Origin of the sequence: Aquabacterium sp. (assembly GCF_016234775.1) — a bacterium.
Taxonomy (GTDB): domain Bacteria; phylum Pseudomonadota; class Gammaproteobacteria; order Burkholderiales; family Burkholderiaceae_C; genus Aquabacterium.
This window is the reverse complement of the sequence record NZ_JACRAH010000039.1, coordinates 71,007-91,046: the sequence shown is the minus strand read 5'-3', so window position 1 is coordinate 91,046 and position 20,040 is coordinate 71,007. Positions and strand designations below refer to the sequence as shown.

Annotated in this window: 18 protein-coding genes; 11 read left to right on the top strand and 7 right to left on the bottom strand. The window is 62.1% G+C overall.

Annotated features, from left to right (window positions below):
• Nucleotides 1–91: 91 nt before the first annotated feature.
• The 7 genes from HY836_RS12110 (at nt 92) to HY836_RS12080 (ending at nt 7,989) form a co-directional block, all read left to right on the top strand.
• Nucleotides 92–559 (top strand): histone H1-like repetitive region-containing protein, encoded by a 468-nt coding sequence (locus HY836_RS12110; RefSeq protein ID WP_290676408.1) that lies wholly within the window; start codon nt 92–94, stop codon nt 557–559.
• Nucleotides 560–671: 112 nt separating this feature from the next.
• On the top strand, nt 672–1,019 hold the full coding sequence (locus HY836_RS12105; RefSeq protein ID WP_290676407.1) for a DUF167 domain-containing protein: 348 nt from the start codon (nt 672–674) through the stop codon (nt 1,017–1,019).
• A gap of 143 nt (nt 1,020–1,162) precedes the next feature.
• Nucleotides 1,163–1,354, top strand: a complete 192-nt coding sequence (locus tag HY836_RS12100; RefSeq protein WP_290676406.1) for a hypothetical protein — start codon at nt 1,163–1,165, stop codon at nt 1,352–1,354.
• 97 nt (nt 1,355–1,451) lie between these two features.
• Nucleotides 1,452–3,116, top strand: coding sequence for an energy-dependent translational throttle protein EttA (gene ettA / locus HY836_RS12095; protein WP_290676405.1), 1,665 nt, complete (start codon nt 1,452–1,454; stop codon nt 3,114–3,116).
• Between the two features lie 314 nt (nt 3,117–3,430).
• Entirely contained in the window at nt 3,431–4,456 is a 1,026-nt protein-coding gene (locus HY836_RS12090; RefSeq protein ID WP_290676404.1) for a hypothetical protein, read from the top strand.
• A gap of 212 nt (nt 4,457–4,668) precedes the next feature.
• A complete protein-coding gene (locus tag HY836_RS12085) occupies nt 4,669–5,721 on the top strand; it encodes a putative solute-binding protein (RefSeq protein WP_290676403.1) in 1,053 nt (350 codons plus the stop codon).
• Nucleotides 5,722–5,841: 120 nt separating this feature from the next.
• Entirely contained in the window at nt 5,842–7,989 is a 2,148-nt protein-coding gene (locus tag HY836_RS12080; protein WP_290676402.1) for a TRAP transporter large permease subunit, read from the top strand.
• Nucleotides 7,990–8,035: 46 nt separating this feature from the next.
• Here HY836_RS12080 and HY836_RS12075 read toward each other — a convergent pair whose 3' ends face one another.
• Complete coding sequence (locus HY836_RS12075; RefSeq protein ID WP_290676401.1) at nt 8,036–8,206, bottom strand: hypothetical protein; 171 nt, start codon at nt 8,204–8,206, stop codon at nt 8,036–8,038.
• On the opposite strand from HY836_RS12075, the gene HY836_RS12070 reads away from it, so the two are divergent.
• The 3 genes from HY836_RS12070 to HY836_RS12060 all read left to right on the top strand — a co-directional run bounded on the left by HY836_RS12070 (nt 8,205) and on the right by HY836_RS12060 (nt 13,933).
• Nucleotides 8,205–10,928 carry a zinc-dependent metalloprotease gene (locus HY836_RS12070; protein WP_290676400.1) on the top strand — a complete coding sequence of 908 codons (2,724 nt, stop codon included), beginning with the start codon at nt 8,205–8,207 and terminating at the stop codon, nt 10,926–10,928. The two genes, HY836_RS12075 and HY836_RS12070, sit on opposite strands and share 2 nt — an antisense overlap.
• A gap of 84 nt (nt 10,929–11,012) precedes the next feature.
• Nucleotides 11,013–13,214 carry an ATP-dependent DNA helicase gene (locus HY836_RS12065; RefSeq protein WP_290676399.1) on the top strand — a complete coding sequence of 734 codons (2,202 nt, stop codon included), beginning with the start codon at nt 11,013–11,015 and terminating at the stop codon, nt 13,212–13,214.
• The gene (locus HY836_RS12060) at nt 13,211–13,933 is read left to right on the top strand and encodes a glutamine amidotransferase (RefSeq protein WP_290676398.1); all 723 of its coding nucleotides are present in this window, start codon (nt 13,211–13,213) and stop codon (nt 13,931–13,933) included. Before HY836_RS12065 ends, HY836_RS12060 begins: the two co-directional genes overlap by 4 nt.
• A gap of 25 nt (nt 13,934–13,958) precedes the next feature.
• Here the strand turns inward: HY836_RS12060 and HY836_RS12055 are convergent, their stop codons facing one another.
• The 6 genes from HY836_RS12055 to HY836_RS12030 all read right to left on the bottom strand — a co-directional run bounded on the left by HY836_RS12055 (nt 13,959) and on the right by HY836_RS12030 (nt 18,870).
• A complete protein-coding gene (locus tag HY836_RS12055) occupies nt 13,959–14,351 on the bottom strand; it encodes a hypothetical protein (protein ID WP_290676397.1) in 393 nt (130 codons plus the stop codon).
• A gap of 32 nt (nt 14,352–14,383) precedes the next feature.
• Nucleotides 14,384–15,871 carry an ammonium transporter gene (locus HY836_RS12050; RefSeq protein WP_290676396.1) on the bottom strand — a complete coding sequence of 496 codons (1,488 nt, stop codon included), beginning with the start codon at nt 15,869–15,871 and terminating at the stop codon, nt 14,384–14,386.
• 65 nt (nt 15,872–15,936) lie between these two features.
• Nucleotides 15,937–16,812, bottom strand: coding sequence for a pantoate--beta-alanine ligase (gene panC, locus HY836_RS12045; protein ID WP_290676395.1), 876 nt, complete (start codon nt 16,810–16,812; stop codon nt 15,937–15,939).
• Nucleotides 16,813–16,835: 23 nt separating this feature from the next.
• The gene (gene panB / locus HY836_RS12040) at nt 16,836–17,660 is read right to left on the bottom strand and encodes a 3-methyl-2-oxobutanoate hydroxymethyltransferase (protein ID WP_290676394.1); all 825 of its coding nucleotides are present in this window, start codon (nt 17,658–17,660) and stop codon (nt 16,836–16,838) included.
• A gap of 129 nt (nt 17,661–17,789) precedes the next feature.
• Nucleotides 17,790–18,638, bottom strand: a complete 849-nt coding sequence (locus HY836_RS12035; protein WP_290676413.1) for a ScpA family protein — start codon at nt 18,636–18,638, stop codon at nt 17,790–17,792.
• Nucleotides 18,639–18,669: 31 nt separating this feature from the next.
• Nucleotides 18,670–18,870: a DUF3460 family protein gene (locus HY836_RS12030; protein WP_290676393.1), complete on the bottom strand. Its 201-nt coding sequence runs from the start codon at nt 18,868–18,870 to the stop codon at nt 18,670–18,672.
• 92 nt (nt 18,871–18,962) lie between these two features.
• Here HY836_RS12030 and HY836_RS12025 point away from each other — a divergent pair, with 92 nt between their 5' ends.
• Nucleotides 18,963–20,039 (top strand): CYTH domain-containing protein, encoded by a 1,077-nt coding sequence (locus HY836_RS12025; protein ID WP_290676392.1) that lies wholly within the window; start codon nt 18,963–18,965, stop codon nt 20,037–20,039.
• Nucleotide 20,040 lies beyond the last annotated feature (1 nt).

The window sequence follows — 20,040 nt, the reverse complement described above, 5'->3', positions numbered from 1 at the left end:
CGCGCTCAGATCCTAGGGGGCGATGGGTGATGGATCCCTGTACTGCAATCCGCAGTGCAGTGCTCTTTGCAACTTGATCAAGGAGATCCGTATGGCAACTGCAAAAAAAGTGGCACCCAAGAAGGCTGCCCCGGCTAAGAAGGCCGCTGTGAAGAAGGCTGCGCCCGCTAAGAAGGCCGCCGTGAAGAAGGCCGCTCCTGCCAAGAAGGCAGCCGTGAAGAAGGCCGCTCCCGCCAAGAAGGCTGCTGTCAAGAAGGCTCCGGCCAAGAAGGCCGCAGTGAAGAAGGCTGCGCCCGCCAAGAAAGCTGCAGTCAAGAAGGCTGCTCCCGCCAAGAAGGCCGCAGTGAAGAAGGCGGCACCTGCCAAGAAGGCTGCAGTCAAGAAGGCTGCTCCCGCCAAGAAGGCTGCTGCCAAGAAGGCCCCCGCGAAGAAGGCTGCTGCGAAGAAGCCTGCTCCCGCCAAGCCTGCCCCTGCCCCCAAGAAGGCCGCTGCCCCAGCCGCGAAGACCACGCTGAGCCCTCAAGCTGCGTGGCCCTTCCCGACTGGCAACAAGCCCTGATTCAAGCAACTGAATCGGCATCAGCCTGATCCCAGGACAGGCAGATGTTTCCCAACCCGGCTTCGGCCGGGTTTTTCATTTTCAGTGCCCATGCGGCATCATGGCACCCGACATGACCACGCCTGCCCCTCCCTCATCTTCATGGCCCTGCATGCGCCTGGACGGCAAAGGCAAGGATCAACGCGTTGTACTCGACATCAGCGTCTCACCCAACGCCAAGAAAACGGAACTGGTCGGGTGGCACGATGGCGCCCTGCGCATACGCCTGTCTGCGCCACCAGTTGACGGTGCAGCTAATGACGCGTTGCGCAAATGGCTGTCCAAGGAACTTGGCATCCCGCAAAACCAGCTCGAACTCCTGCGCGGCGCATCCGGCCGGCGCAAACAATGGGCCCTGTGTATCGAGCCGCAAAGAGTCGCAGCCTGGCTGAATACGCAAACCACATTGCAAAACAGCTGACCCCTCGTTTCAGCAGTCCTCTTTCATCACCCCTTAATCAAGCGCTACCCCGACATGCAAGGCAGGGCTACAGTCCTTTCATGCCGTCAGCGCCTTGCCCTGCGCCCGGCCAGGAAGTTCCAAAGGGGCCGGAGAGCAAGGACATGTCCCACCACAACACCCCCGATTCCAACCAAAACCAGCTATTGGAAGTTCAGGCGGCCCTGTTCAGCCTGCGCGATGGCTTGATGAATCTGAAAATGTCCCTGCAGGAGCTGGCTTTCATGACCGATGAAACCGCCCAGCGCGAGGCCATGACCGAGGCCGAAAACCTGATCATGCGTTTGCGCGGCTGAATCCCCGCGGATAAAGGCATCAAAAAAACGTAAAGGGCCGCGGCTTGCCTTAAGCTACGCGGTTTGATCCAAGTTACTCGCTTCAAGCGAGCGCGCCATGGCCCAGTACGTTTTTACAATGAACCGCGTCGGGAAGATCGTCCCCCCGAAGCGTCAGATCCTCAAAGACATCACCCTGAGTTTCTTCCCGGGCGCCAAGATTGGCGTGCTGGGTGTGAACGGCTCAGGCAAGTCCACCTTCCTGAAGATCATGGCAGGCGTGGACAAGGACATCGAGGGCGAAGCCGTCCCGATGCCTGGCCTGAAAATTGGATATCTGCCTCAAGAGCCGGTCATGAACCCGGACCAAACCGTTCGCGAAGCGGTTGAAGAAGGCATCGGCGGTGTGCTCGCGGCCAAGAAGCGACTCGACGAGGTGTACGCAGCCTACGCCGAAGAAGATGCAGACTTCGACGCCCTGGCCGCTGAACAAGGTGAACTGGAAGCCATCATCGCCGCTGGCGGCTCCGAAAACACCGACCTGCAACTGGAACTGGCCGCCGACGCCCTGCGCCTGCCCGCATGGGATGCCATCATCGGCAACCTGTCCGGCGGTGAAAAGCGCCGTGTGGCCTTGTGCCGCCTGCTGCTGTCCAAGCCAGACATGCTGCTGCTTGACGAACCCACCAACCACTTGGACGCCGAGTCCGTGGACTGGCTGGAACAGTTCCTCAGCCGCTTCTCCGGCACTGTGGTGGCCATCACCCACGATCGCTACTTCCTGGACAACGCCGCCGAGTGGATCCTGGAACTCGACCGTGGCGCGGGCCACCCCTACAAGGGCAATTACTCCGACTGGCTGGACGCCAAGGGCAAGCGCCTGGAACAGGAGCAGAAGACCGAAGACGCACGCGCCAAGGCCCTGAAGGTCGAACTGGAATGGGTGCGCAAGAACGCCAAGGGCCGCCAGGCCAAGAGCAAGGCCCGTCTGGCCCGCTTCGAAGAACTGAGCGATGTCGACTACCAAAAGCGCAACGAGACGAACGAAATCTTCATCCCTGTGGCCGAACGCCTGGGCAATGAAGTCATCGAGTTCAAAAACGTCACCAAGTCCTTTGGCGACCGCTGCCTGATCGACAACCTGAGCTTCAAGGTACCCGCTGGCGCCATCGTCGGCATCATCGGACCCAACGGCGCAGGTAAATCCACGCTGTTCCGCATGATCCAGGGCGTCGAGACGCCTGACAGCGGAGAGGTCAGCATCGGCAAGACCGCACAACTGGCATTCGTGGACCAAAGCCGCGAAGGTCTGGCTGCCGACAACACCGTGTGGCAGGACGTCTCTGGCGGCCTCGACAACATCATCGTGGGCAAGTTCGTGATGCCCTCGCGCGCCTACCTGGGTCGCTTCAACTTCAAGGGCAACGATCAGCAAAAGCTGGTGGGCAGCTTGTCCGGCGGTGAGCGCGGTCGCCTGCACCTGGCCAAGACACTGGCTCAAGGCGGCAACGTGCTGATGCTGGACGAACCTTCCAACGACCTGGACGTCGAAACCCTGCGCGCACTGGAAGACGCCCTGCTGGAATTTGCCGGCAGCGCGATGATCATCTCCCACGATCGCTGGTTCCTCGATCGCATCTGTACGCACATCCTCGCGTGCGAAGGCGACTCGCAATGGTTCTTCTTCGACGGCAACTATCAGGAATATGAAGCCGACAAGAAAAAGCGCCTCGGTGAAGAAGGCGCACGCCCCAAGCGCGTGCGTTTCAAGCCAATTCGCTGAACCATTTGCTGAACGACTTCATGCACCACATCAAAGCCCGTCGCCGACGGGCTTTTTTTTCGTCACTTTCACTTGCCATTCGGGGGCTATCCCTAGGGTTTACGTCAGAGGGGGCACCCCCTGCGGGGGCTAGAATTTCGAGGAATTTTTGGCATTGGCAGATGCGCCCAAAGTGCCCAGTGGAAACTGGTGACACAAACGATTCAGGGACCCGGGTGAAGGTTTGCCAAGTGACAAATGAACAGAACCTTGCCCCATACCGGCCCTGGCCCCGAAGCCGGTAAATACTGACGATTCTTGCTGGAGACTTCTTGATGACCCCTCGGATTACCCGCCTGCTCGCATCAACCGCCGTGGCCGTTTCGGCGCTGACCATGGGTGGTTGCGCCCTGATCGAGTCCAATGTGAGCAGCACGACACTCAGCATTCTGGAAGACGGCTTCACGCCTCCCACACTGCAAGGTCGCGACGTTGAGATGGCCTGCAGCTTTGCGATGGTCAACGGCCCCTTGGTCGGCGCTGCGCGCAACTTTTACGGCGACCCATCCCTGATGGAGTCGGTGCTGATGTCCTCGGCTGGCGTGTGTTCGGAGAACCAGGCCATTGCCGAAGAAATGCGCTACATGCGCGCTTCCCGCGAGAAGCGCGCCGACGAGGCTCAGGACGCCCGCATCGCCCAGAAGCGTCTGCTGGCTGTCGCCGCCGAGCGCCAGTACACGGCCTTCTATCGCATGCGCAACAAGCTGGAGCAGAAGTACTTCTTCAAGTACGGCACCACCTGCCCAGCCTTCAAGCGTGACTTTGACGAACTGGCCTACCTGTTGGGCTCCGTCTCTGGCCTGCAAGCCATGCAAAACGACATCGCTGCACAGCAGACTGTTGGCGTACCCACCGACACCGCTCCGCTGGTTGAAAAGGCCATGAACTGCCTGGACAACAACAAGTGGTGGGGCGCACCTCAGGCCGCCCGCGCAGCCGTGTGGAGCATCCTCCCTGGCGGTTCTGATGGCAAGGACGTGAAGGGCACCTTCGAATCCTCCATGCAGCTTGGCGAAGCCGCTGGTGTGCGCCTGTCTCACGTCATGGCTGCCGTGGCCTACCAATCGCTGGACGACAAGGCCGCTGTGCGCCAGATCATCAAGCGCTTCACGGCCAATAAGGACTTTAAACCCAACACCGACTACCGCCTGATCGACGCCATCGCTCAATCCCAGCTGACCAATGTGTCTGACCGCATGTGGACACAAGGCAATGGCACCCGCACCCCGATCGCCAGCCTGGGCAAGTTCTGGGACGAAAAGGCCGGCGGCGACATCGATGCCGACAGCTTCCTCAAGTGATTGATGTCGATTAACGATAGATCGCGCCAAGGGAATTCCCTTCCCCCGTGTGTGTGGGAAGGGGTTTACCTCAAGAAACCGTTCACCAGATATAGTTACAAAGCTGACGATACAGATCACGGCAAGTGATCGATTTTGTGTGCCGGAAAAGCGGCAGAGTACAGGGGACCCCCAGCGGCCCCCTGGCTTTTTTTTGGTTCCGAGGAGACATGATGAAGTTGGTCAAGAAAATGGGCAAAACCAGCCTGGCCGTGCTGGTGGCAATGGGTGCCACCACGTCTGCCCAGGCTGCTCAAAAGGTTTGTGTTTACGACTTGCTGGGCACTGCCGGCGACCTCTTCAACATGGCCAAGGACTACGCCGTCGCCATGCAGAAGTACGGCGCCAGCATCGAACTCAAGGGTTACACCGACGAGCGCGTTGCCTCGGAGGACTTCCGCACAGGGCAATGTGACGGCGTGATCGCCACAGCCTTCCGTACGCGCCAGTTCAACGCGGTCGCCGGTTCCATCGACACTCTCGGTGCCACCACGATCGTCAAGGACGGCAAGATCGACATCGCTGCCAGCTACGACGTGGTCCGCAAGATCATCCAGACCTATGCTTCGCCCGCTGCGTCGAAGTACATGATCGACGGCAACTATGAAATTGGTGGGATCACACCACTGGGCGCCGCCTACCCGATCATGAATGATCGCAAGATCAACACGGTCGAAGCCCTGGCAGGCAAGCGCATCGCTTCGTTTGACTACGACAAGGCCCAGGCCGTGATGATCCAGCGCATCGGTGCGCAGCCGGTCTCCGCCGACATCACCAACTTCTCCACCAAGTTCAACAACGGCTCGGTGGACATGATTGCTGCACCAACCATGGCCTATAAGCCACTGGAGCTCTACAAGGGCATCGGCAAGACCGGCGGCATCACCCGCTTCCCGATCATGATCCTGACCTATCAGGTCGTGCTCAACAAAACCAAGTTCCCTGACGGTTTCGGCGAAAAATCGCGCGAGTACTGGTCCAGCCAGTTCGACCGCGCCTTGCAACTGATCAAGCAGGCCGATGCCAGCATCCCGCCAGCCACCTGGATGGAGCTGAGTTCCGAGAACTCGTACAAGTACACCTTGATGCTGCGTGAGTCGCGCATCGATATCGCGCAAAAGGGCCTCTACGACAAGGTGGGCCTGCGGATCATCAAGAAGATCCGTTGCAACGTGAACCCGGCTGACCCCGAGTGCTCAACCAAGTCAGAAGTAGAGTGGAAGTAATCCCGGCAGCGGCAACCTGTCCGGTTGCCATGCAGTACTGCTGATACCGCCGAAGGGCCACGAGGCCCTTCCCCTTTGGACGGCTGACACCTTGAGGTCAGCACAGTCGCGTGATTGCCAATGAACACCCCTGACTCCCGAAAGATCCTGGGTCGAACCTTCCTCGAATGGTTCTCCAGCCTCCCCGTCTTTGCCCTTCTGTTGTTGACGCTGATCGTCGGTACGGGTGAGATGGTTCACGGCCAGTTGTTGAAACTGGGCGAATCCATGTTTGGTGACTCCCAGGCCCAAGTGCAGTACTTCATGCTGCGCGCGGAACCCACCAAGCCCGATTGCGACGCCAACGTCAATATCGAAGCCGAACTGGCCAAACAGATGGCTGCCCCTGTCACCAAGGGCGACGACATCGACGATATCTTCGGCGAACAAGCGCCGGTCGATCCCACCGTGCTGCGCAAGTCGATCGAACAAGCGCTGGCCATCTGCAAGGCCAAGCACGACATCTACGCCAAGGTTCTGGACCACCAGACGCCTCAGGTAAAGGCCTACCGCACACTGGAGACCAGCTTCTTCGGGCTGTTCCAGGTTGGTACGGACAACCGCCCTCTGATCCTGCTGCTGATGGTGGCCATTGCTGCCGTCACCACCACACTGGGCTTTCACCACATTGGCATCCGCCCCGGCCACTACACCAAGGACTACCTGCTGCAATCTGTCTCGCAGGTGATCTCTTCGGCGCTGCTGCTGTTTTCGGCCATCCGCTACTACCAGATCCTGCAAGGTTCGGGCGTGCCCATCGAGCACCCCCTGATCCATTACATCTGGATGGCGCTGTTCACGATTTTGCTGCTGATCAACCTCAAGCGCGTGATCATGCCGGTCAAATCGCCCCACGGCGAGGGTGACTGGTCGGGTGCATTCCTGGCGATCCCTCTGTATGCACAGATGGCCACGGTCGCGGGTCTGTACTTCCTGATCAAGGGCCACCATGCGGGCCTGGCCATCTACATCAACCAGTTGATGGAATTGCCCAGCATCTTCATGAACCTGGGCCTGTTCATCTGGGCCGGCATGCTGCTCAAGCAAAGCCGTATCGTGGATTTGTTCATGAACGTCCTGCGTCCATGGAACCTGTCCCCGCAACTGCTGACCTACATCATCCTGATTGGTGCCTCGTTCGCTACCGCCTACACCGGTGCATCCGGTATCTTCGTGATTGCTGCCGGCGGCATCATCTATCACGAAGTGCGCGCGTCGGGCGGGTCACGCCAGTTTGCGCTGGCAGCCACAGCGATGTCCGGCTCCCTGGGCGTAGTGCTGCGCCCCTGCATTCTGGTGGTGTTCATCGCCGCACTGAACAAGCAGGTGACCACAGCTGGCCTCTACCACTGGGGCTTCTATGTGTTCCTGCTGACGTCCACGCTGTTCTTCCTGGCTTCGCAGATGCTGCGCACCCAGCGTGCCAACATCGAGTCGCCCATGGTGGCCATCCCGGCAACCATCCGACAGTTGATCCCACTGCTGCCCTACGGCCTGCTCGTGATCGCCATCGTGGCCCTCTATGAGTTCGTGCTGGACACCAAGCTCAACGAAATCACCGCACCGACCATCATGCCGGTGCTGTTGATTCTGATCCTGGTCTACGACAAGATGACCAACAAGGGCAAGGCAGAGATCACACCAGACTACGCCAGCCATCGCCAGGACGGCGTGGAAACCTCGATCCGTTTTGCCACCAACGAGACCATCGGTCACATCGGGGCTTTGCTGAGCCTGATGACCCTGTCTCTGGCTGTTGGCGGCGTGATCGAGCGTTCTGAAGTCATGGGCTTCTTCCCCAAAGTCTTCGAGAACCACTGGACGGCCATGGCCTTCCTGGTCGTGACCAAGGTGATCCTGGGCATGATCATGGACCCATTCGGCGCCGTGGTGCTGGTCTCCGGTACGCTGGCTCCGATCGCTTATGCCAACAACATCGATCCGCTGCACTTCTGGATGATGGTGCTGGTGGCCTTCGAGCTGGGCTATCTGCTGCCTCCTGTGGCCATCAATCAGTTGCTGACTCGCCAGGTGATTGGCGAAGACGAAGTGACCGAGGCCGATGCCGAAGTCAAGCAACTGGGCTTCTACCGGCGGTATGAGCGCTGGATCCTGCCTCTGGCGGTGATGTCTGTCGGCTTGGTCGTCGTGTCCTTTGGACCACTGCTGATTCACGACTACCCTGCCTTGGCATTCGTGAAGGACTGGTTCCCCATTCCTGCCCAGTAATGCGCTAAGCGCATACCCAAATATGAACCCGGCTGCATGCATCGCATCAGCCGGGTTTTTTCTTGGTCTGAGGCAGGCTGAGGGCCACCGGGTCAGTGGTATGGTCCCAAACCATGATGCCCACGACACCATTGGCTCGCCTCCCCTTACCCGCTCCAAAATTGCAGAACGCTGCGATCTTGCCTTCTCGCTCCAGGATCATGTGCGCGGTGCTCATGGCACTGGCACTGAGTGCGTGCAGCACACTCAGCGACGCTGGCAAACCGGCTCCCCCTGCGCCAGCCAACGCCAGCGCACCAGGCCAGGCAAGCTCAACAACGAGTCCGGCCGCCAGTGGCGCAACACCTGCCAGCGCGACACCCGCCGCACAGCAGCCCGCTTTCGATCTGGTCATCAAAGGTGCCGAACGCCAGGACGGGCTCATTCCGATCTGGAAACGCCAGGAAAAAATCTGGCTTGAATTGCGGCCCGATGCCTTCGGCAAACCCTACTTCCTGTCGCCCAAACTGGCATCAGGCATTGGTGAGGCAGGTGTCTTCGGCGGGCTGATGCAAAGCCGTTGGGCACAAGTCGGCAAGCCTCAATGGGTGGAGTTCCGCAAGGTTCAACAGCAGGTTCAACTGCTGGCCATCAACAGTGCTTACACCGCTCTAAAGGGCTCACCGCAATCACGGGCCGTGCAGGCTGCCTTCTCGCCCAGTCTGCTGGGCAGCGTCCCGCTGGCCAGCGCACCACACGCCAAGTCGGGCGCCGTGCTGGTGGAAGCCAACGCCTTGCTGCTGAGTGATCTGCTGGGTGTGGCGCAGCATCTCCAACGCACCTATCGCCAGAGCTATGGGCTGGATGTGCGCAACTCCTCTGTACAGGAGGCGCGCGCGCAGAGCACCTCACTGGTTTTCGAGGTGTCTCAGCATTTCGCAACGGCTGGCATTGCTGCAGGCCCCGGCTTGCCAGGCGTGCCATCGTCCACCGTGCCGCTGTCTCTGCCTGATCCGCGCAGCATGTTCATCACGGTGCACTACAGCCTGACGGCCCTGCCGGACAAGCCCATGCGCACACGAGCCGCGGATCCCCGCGTTGGCTACTTCACCACCACCGTGGCTGACTTCACGAATGACCTGGCGCGCACACCCCGTCAACGCTACATCAACCGATGGAGCCTGGAAAAGAAGGACCCGTCGGCAGCGCTGTCAGAACCCGTACGCCCCATCGTGTACTGGCTGGATCCCAATATTCCAGAGGCCTATCGCGCGACCATCACCGAAGGCGTCCTCGAATGGAACAAGGCCTTCGAAGCCATTGGCTTCAAGCATGCCATCGAGGTCAAGTCACCGCCAACCGACAAGCCGTTTGACACGCTTGAAACCGGCCACACCTCCATTCGATGGATGACCAACAGTGCGCCCGCGTTCGGCGCCATTGGCCCCACACATGTGGACCCCCGGACCGGCGAGATCCTGGATGCGGACATTGCACTGGAAAGCCTGTCCTCTCGGGCCATTCGCACGGTGCGCAGCCAGTTTGTCACCAACAGCAGCCTTGGCCTCAACACCCCCGCTCACGTGACGGAGCTCTCCTCGCCGATGGGCCTGCCCCCTGATACATGCCAGCATGGTCAGCATGCTTCCGAGCAACTGGGCCTCGCACTGGATGTACTGGAAGCACAAGGCGTGCTGGAACCAGACAGTCCTCAGGTCAAGGAGTTCGTGCTGGCGTATATCAAAGACACCACCATGCACGAGGTCGGGCACACGCTCGGCTTGCGCCACAACTTCAGGGGATCGCGCTGGCACACCGCGCAGGAGCTGACGGATCCTGAACTGACCGGAACCAAAGGCAACAGCGCCTCGGTGATGGACTACGCGCCGATCAACTTGCCCATACCTGGCCAACGTGCCGGAGCACCCTTCCAGACCACGCTGGGGCCCTACGATTACTGGGCCATCGAATACGGCTACAAGGCCCTGCCTGAAGATGCCGCCGCCGCGCACAAGGCCTTGCTGGATATCGCACAACGCAGCGCCGATCCTAAGCAGGCAGACACCCTCGCATTTGGCACGGATGAAGACAATGCGCTGGGCCTGGATCCGCAATCCCTGACATTCGATCTGGGTCAGGACCCGGTGGCCTTTGCACGTACCCGCCTGGCCATCGTGCAGGACCTCTTCCAGCGCCAGAGCACCCGCACCCTGACGCCGCAAGATGATGTCACTGTGTTGCGCCGCAGCGTGAGCTATGGCTTGCGGGACATGGCCAGAACGAGTCAGATCCTGCTGCGCCAAATAGGCGGGGTGGTCACACGCCGCGATGCCCCAGGAAGTGGCCGAGACTTGCTGGACCCGCTGCCCTCGTCGCAACAACGTGCCGCACTGGACTTGCTCACCGGCAACTTCCTGTCACCGCAGGCACTGAGCCTGCCGCCCGATCTGCAACGAAGACTCGCACCGGATTACCTCGATCGACAAGAAGGTGGCGATGGACGAAATCCGGTCCCGACGGATTTCTCTGTGGCGGAACAACGACTGGCCCTGCAAAGAGACATTCTGGGCTACCTGATGAGTGAGGCACTGGCGGAGCGCTTGCTCGACAACATCGACAAGACCCGCGACAAGGACACGCAACCCTTGACCGTGCGCGAACTGCATCGCACCCTGCTGGACACCGTCTGGCAGGTCGGCAACGTGCAGCCAGGCATGGAAAGCAGCCAGCGCAACCTGCAGCGGGACTACGTCAACAGACTGGCCGCGGCCATCGTGCGCAGCGGTACTGCTCGTGCCGACGTGCGGGCGATCATGCGGCAGCAGGCCTTGAAGCTGCTCCAACAACTCAAGGCAGCGCCACGCGGCGATCCCAACAGCACCGCCAGCGCGCATCGCCAGGATTGCATCGACACCCTGAGCAGTGCCCTGCAGGCCAACGTCATCCGCACCGCGCCCTGACCAACTGACAAGCCCCTGAAAAGGCCCGCCCATCAGAGGGGCCAACATGCTGGCGTGCCGCCCTGACAATAGCGGGACGCCAGCTTGAAGATCGATATGGACCTGCCCACCTTGTTTTCCGAATCAGGCCCGCTTGCGCGTGCCTTTGACGGCTACCGTGTGCGGACCGAGCAGATTGAAATGGCCCAGGCCATTCAGGAAGCGATCCGCCAGGCCAGCACGGTGGTGCTGGAGGCCGGCACCGGCGTGGGCAAGACGGCGGCCTATCTCGTACCCGCGCTGCTGGAAGGCGGCAAGGTCATCGTGTCCACCGGCACCAAGGCCCTGCAAGATCAGCTCTACCACCGCGATCTGCCGGCCGTGCGCGATGCCCTGGCCGTCCCCATCAAGACAGCCCTGCTCAAGGGCCGCAGCAACTACCTGTGCTGGCACCACCTGGACCGCGCCAATCAGGACGCCACCTTGCTGGGCAGCAAGCAGGAGGTGCGAGACCTCAGCCTGATCAACCGCTTCATCCACCTCAGCCCGACGGGCGACAAGGCCGAGTGCACGCAAGTGCCCGAGCACGCCGCGATCTGGGCGCGTGTCACCTCCACGCGTGAGAACTGCCTGGGTAGCGAGTGCAAGCACTACACCGACTGCTTCGTCATCAAGGCCCGCCGTGAAGCGCAGGACGCCGATGTGGTCGTGGTCAACCATCACCTCTTCTTTGCGGACCTGATGCTGCGCGAAGAGGGCGTGCCCGAACTGCTGCCCAACGCACAGACCATCGTGTTCGACGAGGCACATCAGTTGCCCGACACGGCCACCTTGTTCTTCGGTGACTCGGTTTCAAGCGCGCAATTGCTGGATCTCCTGCGCGACACGCTGGCCACAGGTCAATCGCAAGCGCGTGATGGTGCCAACTGGAACGATGTGCTCTCGCCGCTGGAGCGTTGCACACGTGATCTCCGCTTGTGCTTCGGCCCCCAGATGCAACGCATGGCCTTTGCCCAGTTGGGAGACGATCATCCCTTGCATGCGGCCCTGCTCAATCTGCGTGAGACCCTGATGCATGTGCGCGAGGTGCTCGACAGCCAGGCCGAACGCAGCCCGGACCTCGCCCAGTTGCACCGGCGCAGTGATGCGCTCATGCAGCGCCTGTGCGCCTGGGGTGCCCCTGAGCGCACCAGCGAGCCCGAGTTGTGCTGGGTCGACGTGGGCACGCATGGCGTGCAACTGCACCGCACGCCCATCTCGGTGGCCGATGTGTTCCGCCGGCAGCGCCTGGGACTGGGCCAGGAGGGGGTCGAGATCGCACCCGATGAAGAGCCGGATGAGGATGACATCGAAGGTGCACTGGCCCGCAATGCGGAGCTGGAAGAGTTGCCCTGGGATGACGATGCCGGCGATGACGACGAAGATGACCTGCAAGCCTTGATGGCCGGTGCGGACGATGTCGGGATGTCAGGCAAAGGCGCCACCACCAGCACACCGCCAACACCCGTTGCTGGCAAACCGGATCAAGCGGGCAGCAGCACGCCGGGTGTACCGCGCCGCGCCTGGATCTTCACCTCGGCCACGCTGGCCGTGCGCAAGGACTTCGGCCATTTCACGCATGCGCTGGGCCTGGACGATGCGGCTTGCCACTCGTGGTCCAGCCCCTATGACTACGCCAACCAGGCCATGCTGTATGTGCCGCAAGCCATGCCGCAACCATCGGACCCTGGCCACACGGACGCCGTCATCGATGCCGCCCTGCCCCTGATCCGCGCCAACCGTGGCCGCGCCTTCGTTCTATGCACCAGCCTGCGCGCGGTGGCCAAGGCGGCCGAGCGCCTCAAGAAGGTTTTCAGCGAGTCGGGCGACCCCTTCCCCGTGCTGCAGCAAGGCGATGCGCCGCGCCCCACCTTGCTGGAAGACTTCCGCCGTGCCGGCAATGCCGTGCTGGTGGGAAGCCACAGCTTCTGGGAAGGCATCGACGTGAAGGGCGATGCCCTGACCCTGGTCGTGATCGACAAACTGCCCTTTGCACCACCTGATGACCCGGTGCTGGCCAAACGGCTGGAGCTCTTGTCACAACAAGGCGGCAACCCTTTCATGGAACACCAGGTGCCGCAGGCCATCATCGCCTTGAAACAAGGTGCCGGCCGCCTGATTCGCGGTGAGACCGACCGCGGCGTGCTCATGATCTGTGACACCCGCCTGATTGATAAACCTTACGGTCGTCGGATATGGCAGAGCCTGCCGCCGATGAAACGCACACGCGTGGAAAATGAGGTCGTGGCATTTCTGGAGACGCTATGACCCGCACCTGTCTGGCCTTGCAGCATGTGAGCTTTGAAGACCTGGGCTCGCTCGAGCCCGTGTTGCGCGCATCGGGCTTTTCGATTCAATACAGGCAAGCCGGCGTCGACGACTTGAGCAGCCCGCAGGCTCAAGCGGAATGGGCCCAGGCCGATCTGGTGGTGGTGCTGGGCGGCCCCATCGGCGTGTATGAGTCGGACCGTTATCCCTTCATCGTGGACGAACTCGCCCGGGTGAAAGCGCGCCTGCAATCAGGCAAGCCTCTGGTGGGCATCTGCCTGGGCGCGCAGATGATTGCTGCGGCCAGCGGTCAACGCGTCTACCCCGGCCCGGCCAAGGAGATCGGCTGGGATGCCTTGCAACTCACACCGGAGGGCCTGAGCTCCTGCATGGCAGCCTTGTCTGCCTGTGAGCATCAGGTGCTGCACTGGCACGGCGACACCTTCGATCTGCCGGAAGGCGCCACCTTGCTGGCCTCGACACGCCTGGTGCGCCATCAAGTGTTCAGCATCGGCAACACGGTGCTGGGCCTGCAATGCCATCTGGAAGCACAAGGCCATCAGATCGAGCGCTGGCTCATCGGGCACACCGCAGAATTGACGGCTGCGGGCATCGACCTGGCGCAGTTGCGCGCCGACAGCTGCCAGTGGGGCGACAAGCTGGAGCAAGCGGCTCAGGCCGTCTTTCTCAACTGGCTGATGGGTGCCGGGCTGGCCTGATCACAGGCTCGTTCCAGCGCGGTATTCAACGCAAGGTACCGACGTAGCGCTTGCGGGCCACAGCTGGGTCAAAGCCCGACTGAGCAAAGCCTGACGATGCAGCAAAGCCAGACGAATCAGCACCTGGCTCGGTGGCGCCAAATCCGCTTGGCTGCGCGGGCCTTCCTGCTGCTGTGGCCGCCGCGGTTGTCGCCATTGAGGGACGCGCAGCAACCGGCGGCACAGCCCCGACAGCCGCCTCCAGCTTGTCGGCCAGCTTGTGCAGATCCGCATGCGTTTCAGTGCGCGCCACGCGGATGACCTCACGCGCATATTCCGGGCTCTTGATCATCCACTCCACATCGGTCACGCGCCCGTTCGTACGGCGCAGCAACACATGCAAATGAGCGGCGATGGCAAATTTTTCGCTCTCCAGCATCACGACCTCCTGCTAAATCAAGCAACCCACACTCATTCGACGCGCTCACCGTGCAGGCTGAGGTCGAGACCGTCCACCTCCTGCTGTCGGCTCACGCGCAGCCCCACCATGCGGTCCACCAGCCACAGGATCACCGTGGTCACGATGCCGCTGTAAGCCAGGGTTGCCACCACACCCATGGCCTGATTCTGCAAAGAGCCATGGACACCGCCGATCGCAGGGGATGCCAGCACACCGGTCAGCAAGGCCCCGATGACGCCGCCCACGCCGTGCACGCCGAATACGTCCAGCGAGTCATCGGCACCCAGCAGGCGCTTGAGGCCCGTGGCGCCCCAATAGCAACCCATGCCGGCGACCACGCCGATCAACACGGCTGACTTGGCATCCACAAAGCCGGAGGCCGGCGTGATGGCCACAAGCCCGGCCACGGCACCACTGCACAGGCCCAGCAAGGTTGGCGTGCCGCGCACGGCCCACTCCGCCGCCATCCAGGCCAATGCCGCCGATGCCGCGCCGATTTGCGTGACCAGCATGGCCATGCCGGCACGGCCATCTGCAGCACAGGCTGAACCGCCGTTGAAGCCCATCCAGCCCACCCACAACAGGGAAGCACCGATCATGGTGTAGCCCAGGTTGGAGGGCATGAGTGGCTCTTGCCCGAAGCCGATACGGCGGCCCAGCATCCACGCACATGCCAGCCCCGCGATGCCCGCGTTGATGTGCACCACCGTACCGCCGGCGAAATCGAGCACGCCTGCCTTGGCCAGCCAGCCCGTGGGCTCCCACACCCAGTGGGCCACCGGCACGTACACCAGTAAGGACCACAAGGCCATGAACAAGAGCAGCGCAGAGAACTTCATGCGCTCCGCAAACGCGCCCGTGATGAGCGCTGGCGTGATGATCGCAAACGTCATCTGGAACATGACGAACACGGACTCGGGCACCGTGGGCGCGAGGTGATGCACCGACACGAGGGCCGCGCTACGGTCGTAGAACAGGCTGTCGAGAAACACCGCTGAGGTGCTGCCCAACCAGTCCGAGCCGGGCATGAAGGCCAGGCTGTAGCCACAGACGAACCACAGCACCGCCACCAGGGCACACACGGCAAAGGTCTGCGCCATGGTGGCCAGGATGTTCTTCTTGCGGACCATGCCCGCATAGAACAAGGCCAGCCCCGGCACCGACATCAGCAGCACCAGCGCTGAAGCGGCCATCATCCAGGCGGTATCACCGGCACTGATCTGCTGAAAGGCCACGCGTTGCGGGCTGGTCGGCGCGGCCGCCGGTGTGGATGCAGCGGCAGCAGATGAGGCTGGCGCATCTGCTGCGATGGCCGATGATGCGGCTGTCCATGCAGGCGCCGGCTCCACGGCAGAAGCTGCGACGGGCTCCGACGCCACCGCATCCGAAGCACCAGCACCGACGGCATCAGTAGATGAAGACTGGGCCCATGCACCAAGGCAGGTCAGCGACAGGGCCAGACAGGCCACCAGGCCTGCACGTTTGAGGGACAGATTCATGGGGTACAGCACATCACCGGGAAAACCCGGAACATGCCGCAAGAATCAGACCCGCGTGCTCAGGCTCAGAGCTCGAGGTTGTCGATCAGGCGTGTCTTGCCCAGGCGGGAGGCCGACAGGCTGACCAGAGGCTCACCTTGTGCCAGTTCGGCATCGGTGGCGGGCAGCAGGTCACGTTGACGGCGCACCATCACGTAGTCGGTCTTCCAGCCGCGGGCATCCAATGCGGCCATGGTCTGCTTCTCGATGTCGGCCAGGCTCGCCTGGTTCAAGCCACCCGCCGCGCGCGCACCGTTGACCTGCGTCTTCACGGCGCGCAAGGTGGTGATCATCTGCACTGCTTCAGCACGCTCTGACTCGCTCAGATAACCATTGCGCGAAGACAAGGCCAGGCCATCGTCTGCACGCAAGGTCTCGCCGCCCTGGATCTCGATGGGCAAGCCCATCTGCGCGACCATGTTGCGGATGATCATGAGCTGTTGGTAGTCCTTCTTGCCAAACACACCGATGCGCGGTTGCACCAGGTTGAACAGCTTGTGGACCACGGTGCACACGCCCGTGAAGAAGCCCGGGCGGAAGGCGCCTTCCAGGATGTCGGCCAGCTCGGTCGGCGGCACGACCTTGTAGCCTTGTGGCTGGGGATACAGCTCGGCCTCGGAAGGCGCGAACAGGATGTCGCAACCGGCGGCATCCAGCAACTGGGCATCGCGCTCCAGGGTGCGCGGGTAGGTATCGAAATCTTCGTTGGGCCCGAATTGCAGGCGGTTGACGAAGATGCTGGCCACGACCGGGCTGCCACTGCCCGCCACCAACTGACGTGCCTGGGCGATCAGAGCCAGATGGCCCTCATGCAGATTGCCCATGGTGGGCACGAATGCGGGTGCAGAAGGATGCGCGGCCAGTTCGGCGCGCAAAGCGGCCACGGTGTGGATGATCTTCATAGACAACTCGGCGAAGAAATCGATCAGTAAGCGTGCACGGCTTCGTCAGGGAAGGAGCCATCCTTCACGGCGGCCACGTAGCGGCGCACGGCGTCTTCCACCGAGCCGCCTTCGGCCATGAAGTTGCGCACGAAGCGCGGCAGCTTGCCACGGGTCACGTGCAGCATGTCGTGCAGCACCAGGACCTGGCCGGCCGTGCCCTGCCCGGCGCCAATGCCGATGGTCATCACGCCAGGGTTGTCGGCCTGCACATCACGCGCCACGGCTGAGGGCATCAGCTCCAGCACCATCATGGCGGCACCGGCATCGGCCAGTTCCTTCGCGTGCTTGCGCAGGGTTTGCGCGCCAGCTTCATCACGCCCCTGGATGCGGTAGCCACCCAAGGCGTGCACGCTTTGCGGGGTCAGGCCCAGGTGGGCACAAACAGGAATGCCACGCTCGGTCAGGAAGTGCACGGTCTCGGCCGTCCAGCCGCCACCTTCAAGCTTGACCATGTGCGCACCGGCCTGCATCAGGGCCACGCTGGAGCGCAGGGCCTGTTCACGGCTTTCCTGGTAGCTGCCAAACGGCAGATCACCCACCACCCAGGCCGTGCGGTTGCCACGGGCCACACAACGGGTGTGATAGACCATGTCCTCGATGCTGACAGGCACCGTGCTGCTGTGGCCTTGCACCAGCATGCCCAGGGAGTCACCCACCAGGATGGTGTCCACGCCGGCATCGTCCACCAGGCGCGCGAAGGTCGCGTCGTACGCGGTCAGCATGGTGATTTTCTCGCCCTTGGCATGCATGTCGCGCAGACGATGCAGGGTCATGGGCTTGCGATCAGGTACAGCGGGGGTGCTCATCTTGTATGGTCCTCAGCGAAGCGGGAGCCTGAAGTGGCGCGATTCTAGGCTGTCCCCAGCGGCCGTGGGCAAAAAAGTGCTGGCAAACCCTCAAGAGGCGGGGCCACCGTGGCAGGGTGCTTGACGTGCTCAGGCTGGCTGGTAAGCCAGGCGCACGTAAATCGGGGCAAAGGCCTCCGCCTGGGTGATCTCCAGCAGGCGTTCGCGGGCCAGCTCCAGCATGGCGATGAAGGTCACCACGATGACCTGTGAACCACGGCTGGGATCAAACAGGTTCTCGAATTCGACAAAACGCTTGCCCTGCAAGGTGCGCAGCACGTTGCTCATGAACTCGCGCACGGACAGCTCTTCGCGGGTGATCGTGTGGTGCTTGTTGAGCCGTGCGCGCTGCAGGATGTCCATCCAGGCCTCGCGCAGGTCGGCCAGGCTCACATCCGGATGGCGCACATGCACGGACGGGTCGTTGTGGATTTCAACCCGCAGGAAATCCCGGCCCAGCAGGGGCAGCTGATCCAGCCCGGCTGCGGCCAGCTTCATCTGCTCGTACTCGATCAGACGGCGCACCAGCTCGGCACGAGGGTCTTCGGGCTCCTCGCCCTCTTCGGTCTTCTTGGGCGGCAGCAGCATCCTCGACTTGATCTCGATGAGCATGGCCGCCATCAGCAGATAGTCGGACGCCAGTTCGAGGTTGGTCTTGCGGATCTGATCGACGTAGGTCAGATACTGCCGGGTCACATCCGCCAGCGGGATGTCCATGATGTTGAAGTTCTGCTTGCGGATCAGGTAGAGCAGCAGATCCAAGGGGCCTTGAAAGGTCTCCAGGAAGACTTCCAGGGCGTCTGGCGGGATATACAGGTCGGTGGGCATGGCGAACAAAGGTTCGCCGTACAGACGTGCCAGCGCCACGCGGTCGACGATGTCGGGCAAGCCCTGCTCGTCAAGCTCCTTGGGTGGCAAGCCGCCTTCTTCAGCGGCCAGGACGTCCTGCGTCACCGGTCAACCTCGGGACTCAGGCCTTGGTCGAGTAGACGTAGGGCTTCTGATCGACCTTGGCTTCACGGTAGCCCTTCTGGTCGTCGCGGTTGAGTTCCTTGTCCCACAGCAGCGCGCGGCCCTGGCGCTGGCGCTCTTCGAGCTGCGGATCACGCGACTTCAGGCTGTCGATGAACTGCGTCACGTCGGACTTGTAAGGTTTCCAGAAAAGCGGCATGGCTTGGAGCTCGGTGAAGGAAATGCGAAAGCTGGCATTTTATCGGTCTGGGCGGCCCGCAACCATCTTTCGGTGGCCCGACAATGTCGCCCATGCAGGAAATTGAACTGAAATTCCAGATTCCGCAAGGCACTTTGGCGGCCGTGAAGGCCGAACTGGCGACCTTGACTGGTGGCCAGGCACCCGCTCAAAAGCTCCAGGCCGCCTATTTCGACACTGCCGACCGCAAGCTGGCCAAGGCCCGCGCGGCCCTGCGTGTGCGCCAGGAAGACGATGACTGGGTCCAGACGCTCAAGGCCGCCGGCCCCAATGCCATGACCCGACTGGAAGACAACCAGGCCAGCCAGGCATTTGCACCAGGCGAGGCCATTCACCCCGATCTGTCGCTGCACCAGCCCGAGGCCGTTCGCCAGGCCCTGATGCGCGACCTGGGCTGGCAGCCTGAGCGCGACCCCAAAGGCGAACACCTGGGCCTGATCCAGCTGTACCGGACGGACATGCAGCGCCTGCGCGCCCAGGCCAGCCACACCAACGCAGCACCCCAACGTGCCGGCCGAGTCGAAATCGCGCTGGACCTGGGGTTGATCGCGGCAGGCGACAAAAGCGTGCCCGTCCATGAACTGGAGATCGAATTGATCGATGGCCATGCACACGCCGTGCTGGATGTCGCCCGTGGCCTGATCACGCGACACGGCCTGTGGCTGGACAGCCAGACCAAGGCCCACCGGGGAGACCAGCTGGCACGTGAGGCGTCAACCGGGCAACCCAGCCCCCGCCCCCCTGTTCGCCCCTGTACATGCCTGCCGCAAGGTGCTACGCCAGCCCATGCATGGGTGGCAGCGCTGGACGCCGCACTGACACACATCAGCGACAACCTCAGCGAGGTGGCGCTGGAAACCAGCGATGCACGCGCAGACCTGAGCCCCTGGATCAAGGCCTGGGCGAGTGGCTTGCGCCGACTGGCCTGGGTGTGGCGACACGCTCCTGTCGGCTTGCTGGGCCCGGCTCAAGCCGCCAGCATCGCCGATCAGATCGCGGCGCTGTATGTGAAGGTTCGCCCGGCAGCTGGCCGCTATATCGTGTCGGCGCAGGCCATCCCGCTGGCGAGATCTGCCGCCCCCACCTTGCTCGCCCTGGATGTGCTTGATGTGATCGTGGCCGCCGGCTGAA

Bases quoted from the DNA above. Each gene is read 5' to 3' on its own strand.
- HY836_RS12110 (WP_290676408.1), top strand. From the start codon at position 92: ATGGCAACTGCAAAAAAAGTGGCACCCAAGAAGGCTGCCCCGGCTAAG.
- ettA (WP_290676405.1), top strand. From the start codon at position 1,452: ATGGCCCAGTACGTTTTTACAATGAACCGCGTCGGGAAGATCGTCCCC.
- HY836_RS12050 (WP_290676396.1), bottom strand. From the start codon at position 15,871: ATGAATCTGTCCCTCAAACGTGCAGGCCTGGTGGCCTGTCTGGCCCTG.
- panB (WP_290676394.1), bottom strand. From the start codon at position 17,660: ATGAGCACCCCCGCTGTACCTGATCGCAAGCCCATGACCCTGCATCGT.
- HY836_RS12080 (WP_290676402.1), top strand. From the start codon at position 5,842: ATGAACACCCCTGACTCCCGAAAGATCCTGGGTCGAACCTTCCTCGAA.
- HY836_RS12100 (WP_290676406.1), top strand. From the start codon at position 1,163: ATGTCCCACCACAACACCCCCGATTCCAACCAAAACCAGCTATTGGAA.
- HY836_RS12070 (WP_290676400.1), top strand. From the start codon at position 8,205: ATGGCACTGGCACTGAGTGCGTGCAGCACACTCAGCGACGCTGGCAAA.
- HY836_RS12030 (WP_290676393.1), bottom strand. From the start codon at position 18,870: ATGCCGCTTTTCTGGAAACCTTACAAGTCCGACGTGACGCAGTTCATC.
- HY836_RS12060 (WP_290676398.1), top strand. From the start codon at position 13,211: ATGACCCGCACCTGTCTGGCCTTGCAGCATGTGAGCTTTGAAGACCTG.
- HY836_RS12055 (WP_290676397.1), bottom strand. From the start codon at position 14,351: ATGCTGGAGAGCGAAAAATTTGCCATCGCCGCTCATTTGCATGTGTTG.
- HY836_RS12090 (WP_290676404.1), top strand. From the start codon at position 3,431: ATGACCCCTCGGATTACCCGCCTGCTCGCATCAACCGCCGTGGCCGTT.
- panC (WP_290676395.1), bottom strand. From the start codon at position 16,812: ATGAAGATCATCCACACCGTGGCCGCTTTGCGCGCCGAACTGGCCGCG.
- HY836_RS12025 (WP_290676392.1), top strand. From the start codon at position 18,963: ATGCAGGAAATTGAACTGAAATTCCAGATTCCGCAAGGCACTTTGGCG.
- HY836_RS12085 (WP_290676403.1), top strand. From the start codon at position 4,669: ATGAAGTTGGTCAAGAAAATGGGCAAAACCAGCCTGGCCGTGCTGGTG.
- HY836_RS12075 (WP_290676401.1), bottom strand. From the start codon at position 8,206: ATGAGCACCGCGCACATGATCCTGGAGCGAGAAGGCAAGATCGCAGCG.
- HY836_RS12105 (WP_290676407.1), top strand. From the start codon at position 672: ATGACCACGCCTGCCCCTCCCTCATCTTCATGGCCCTGCATGCGCCTG.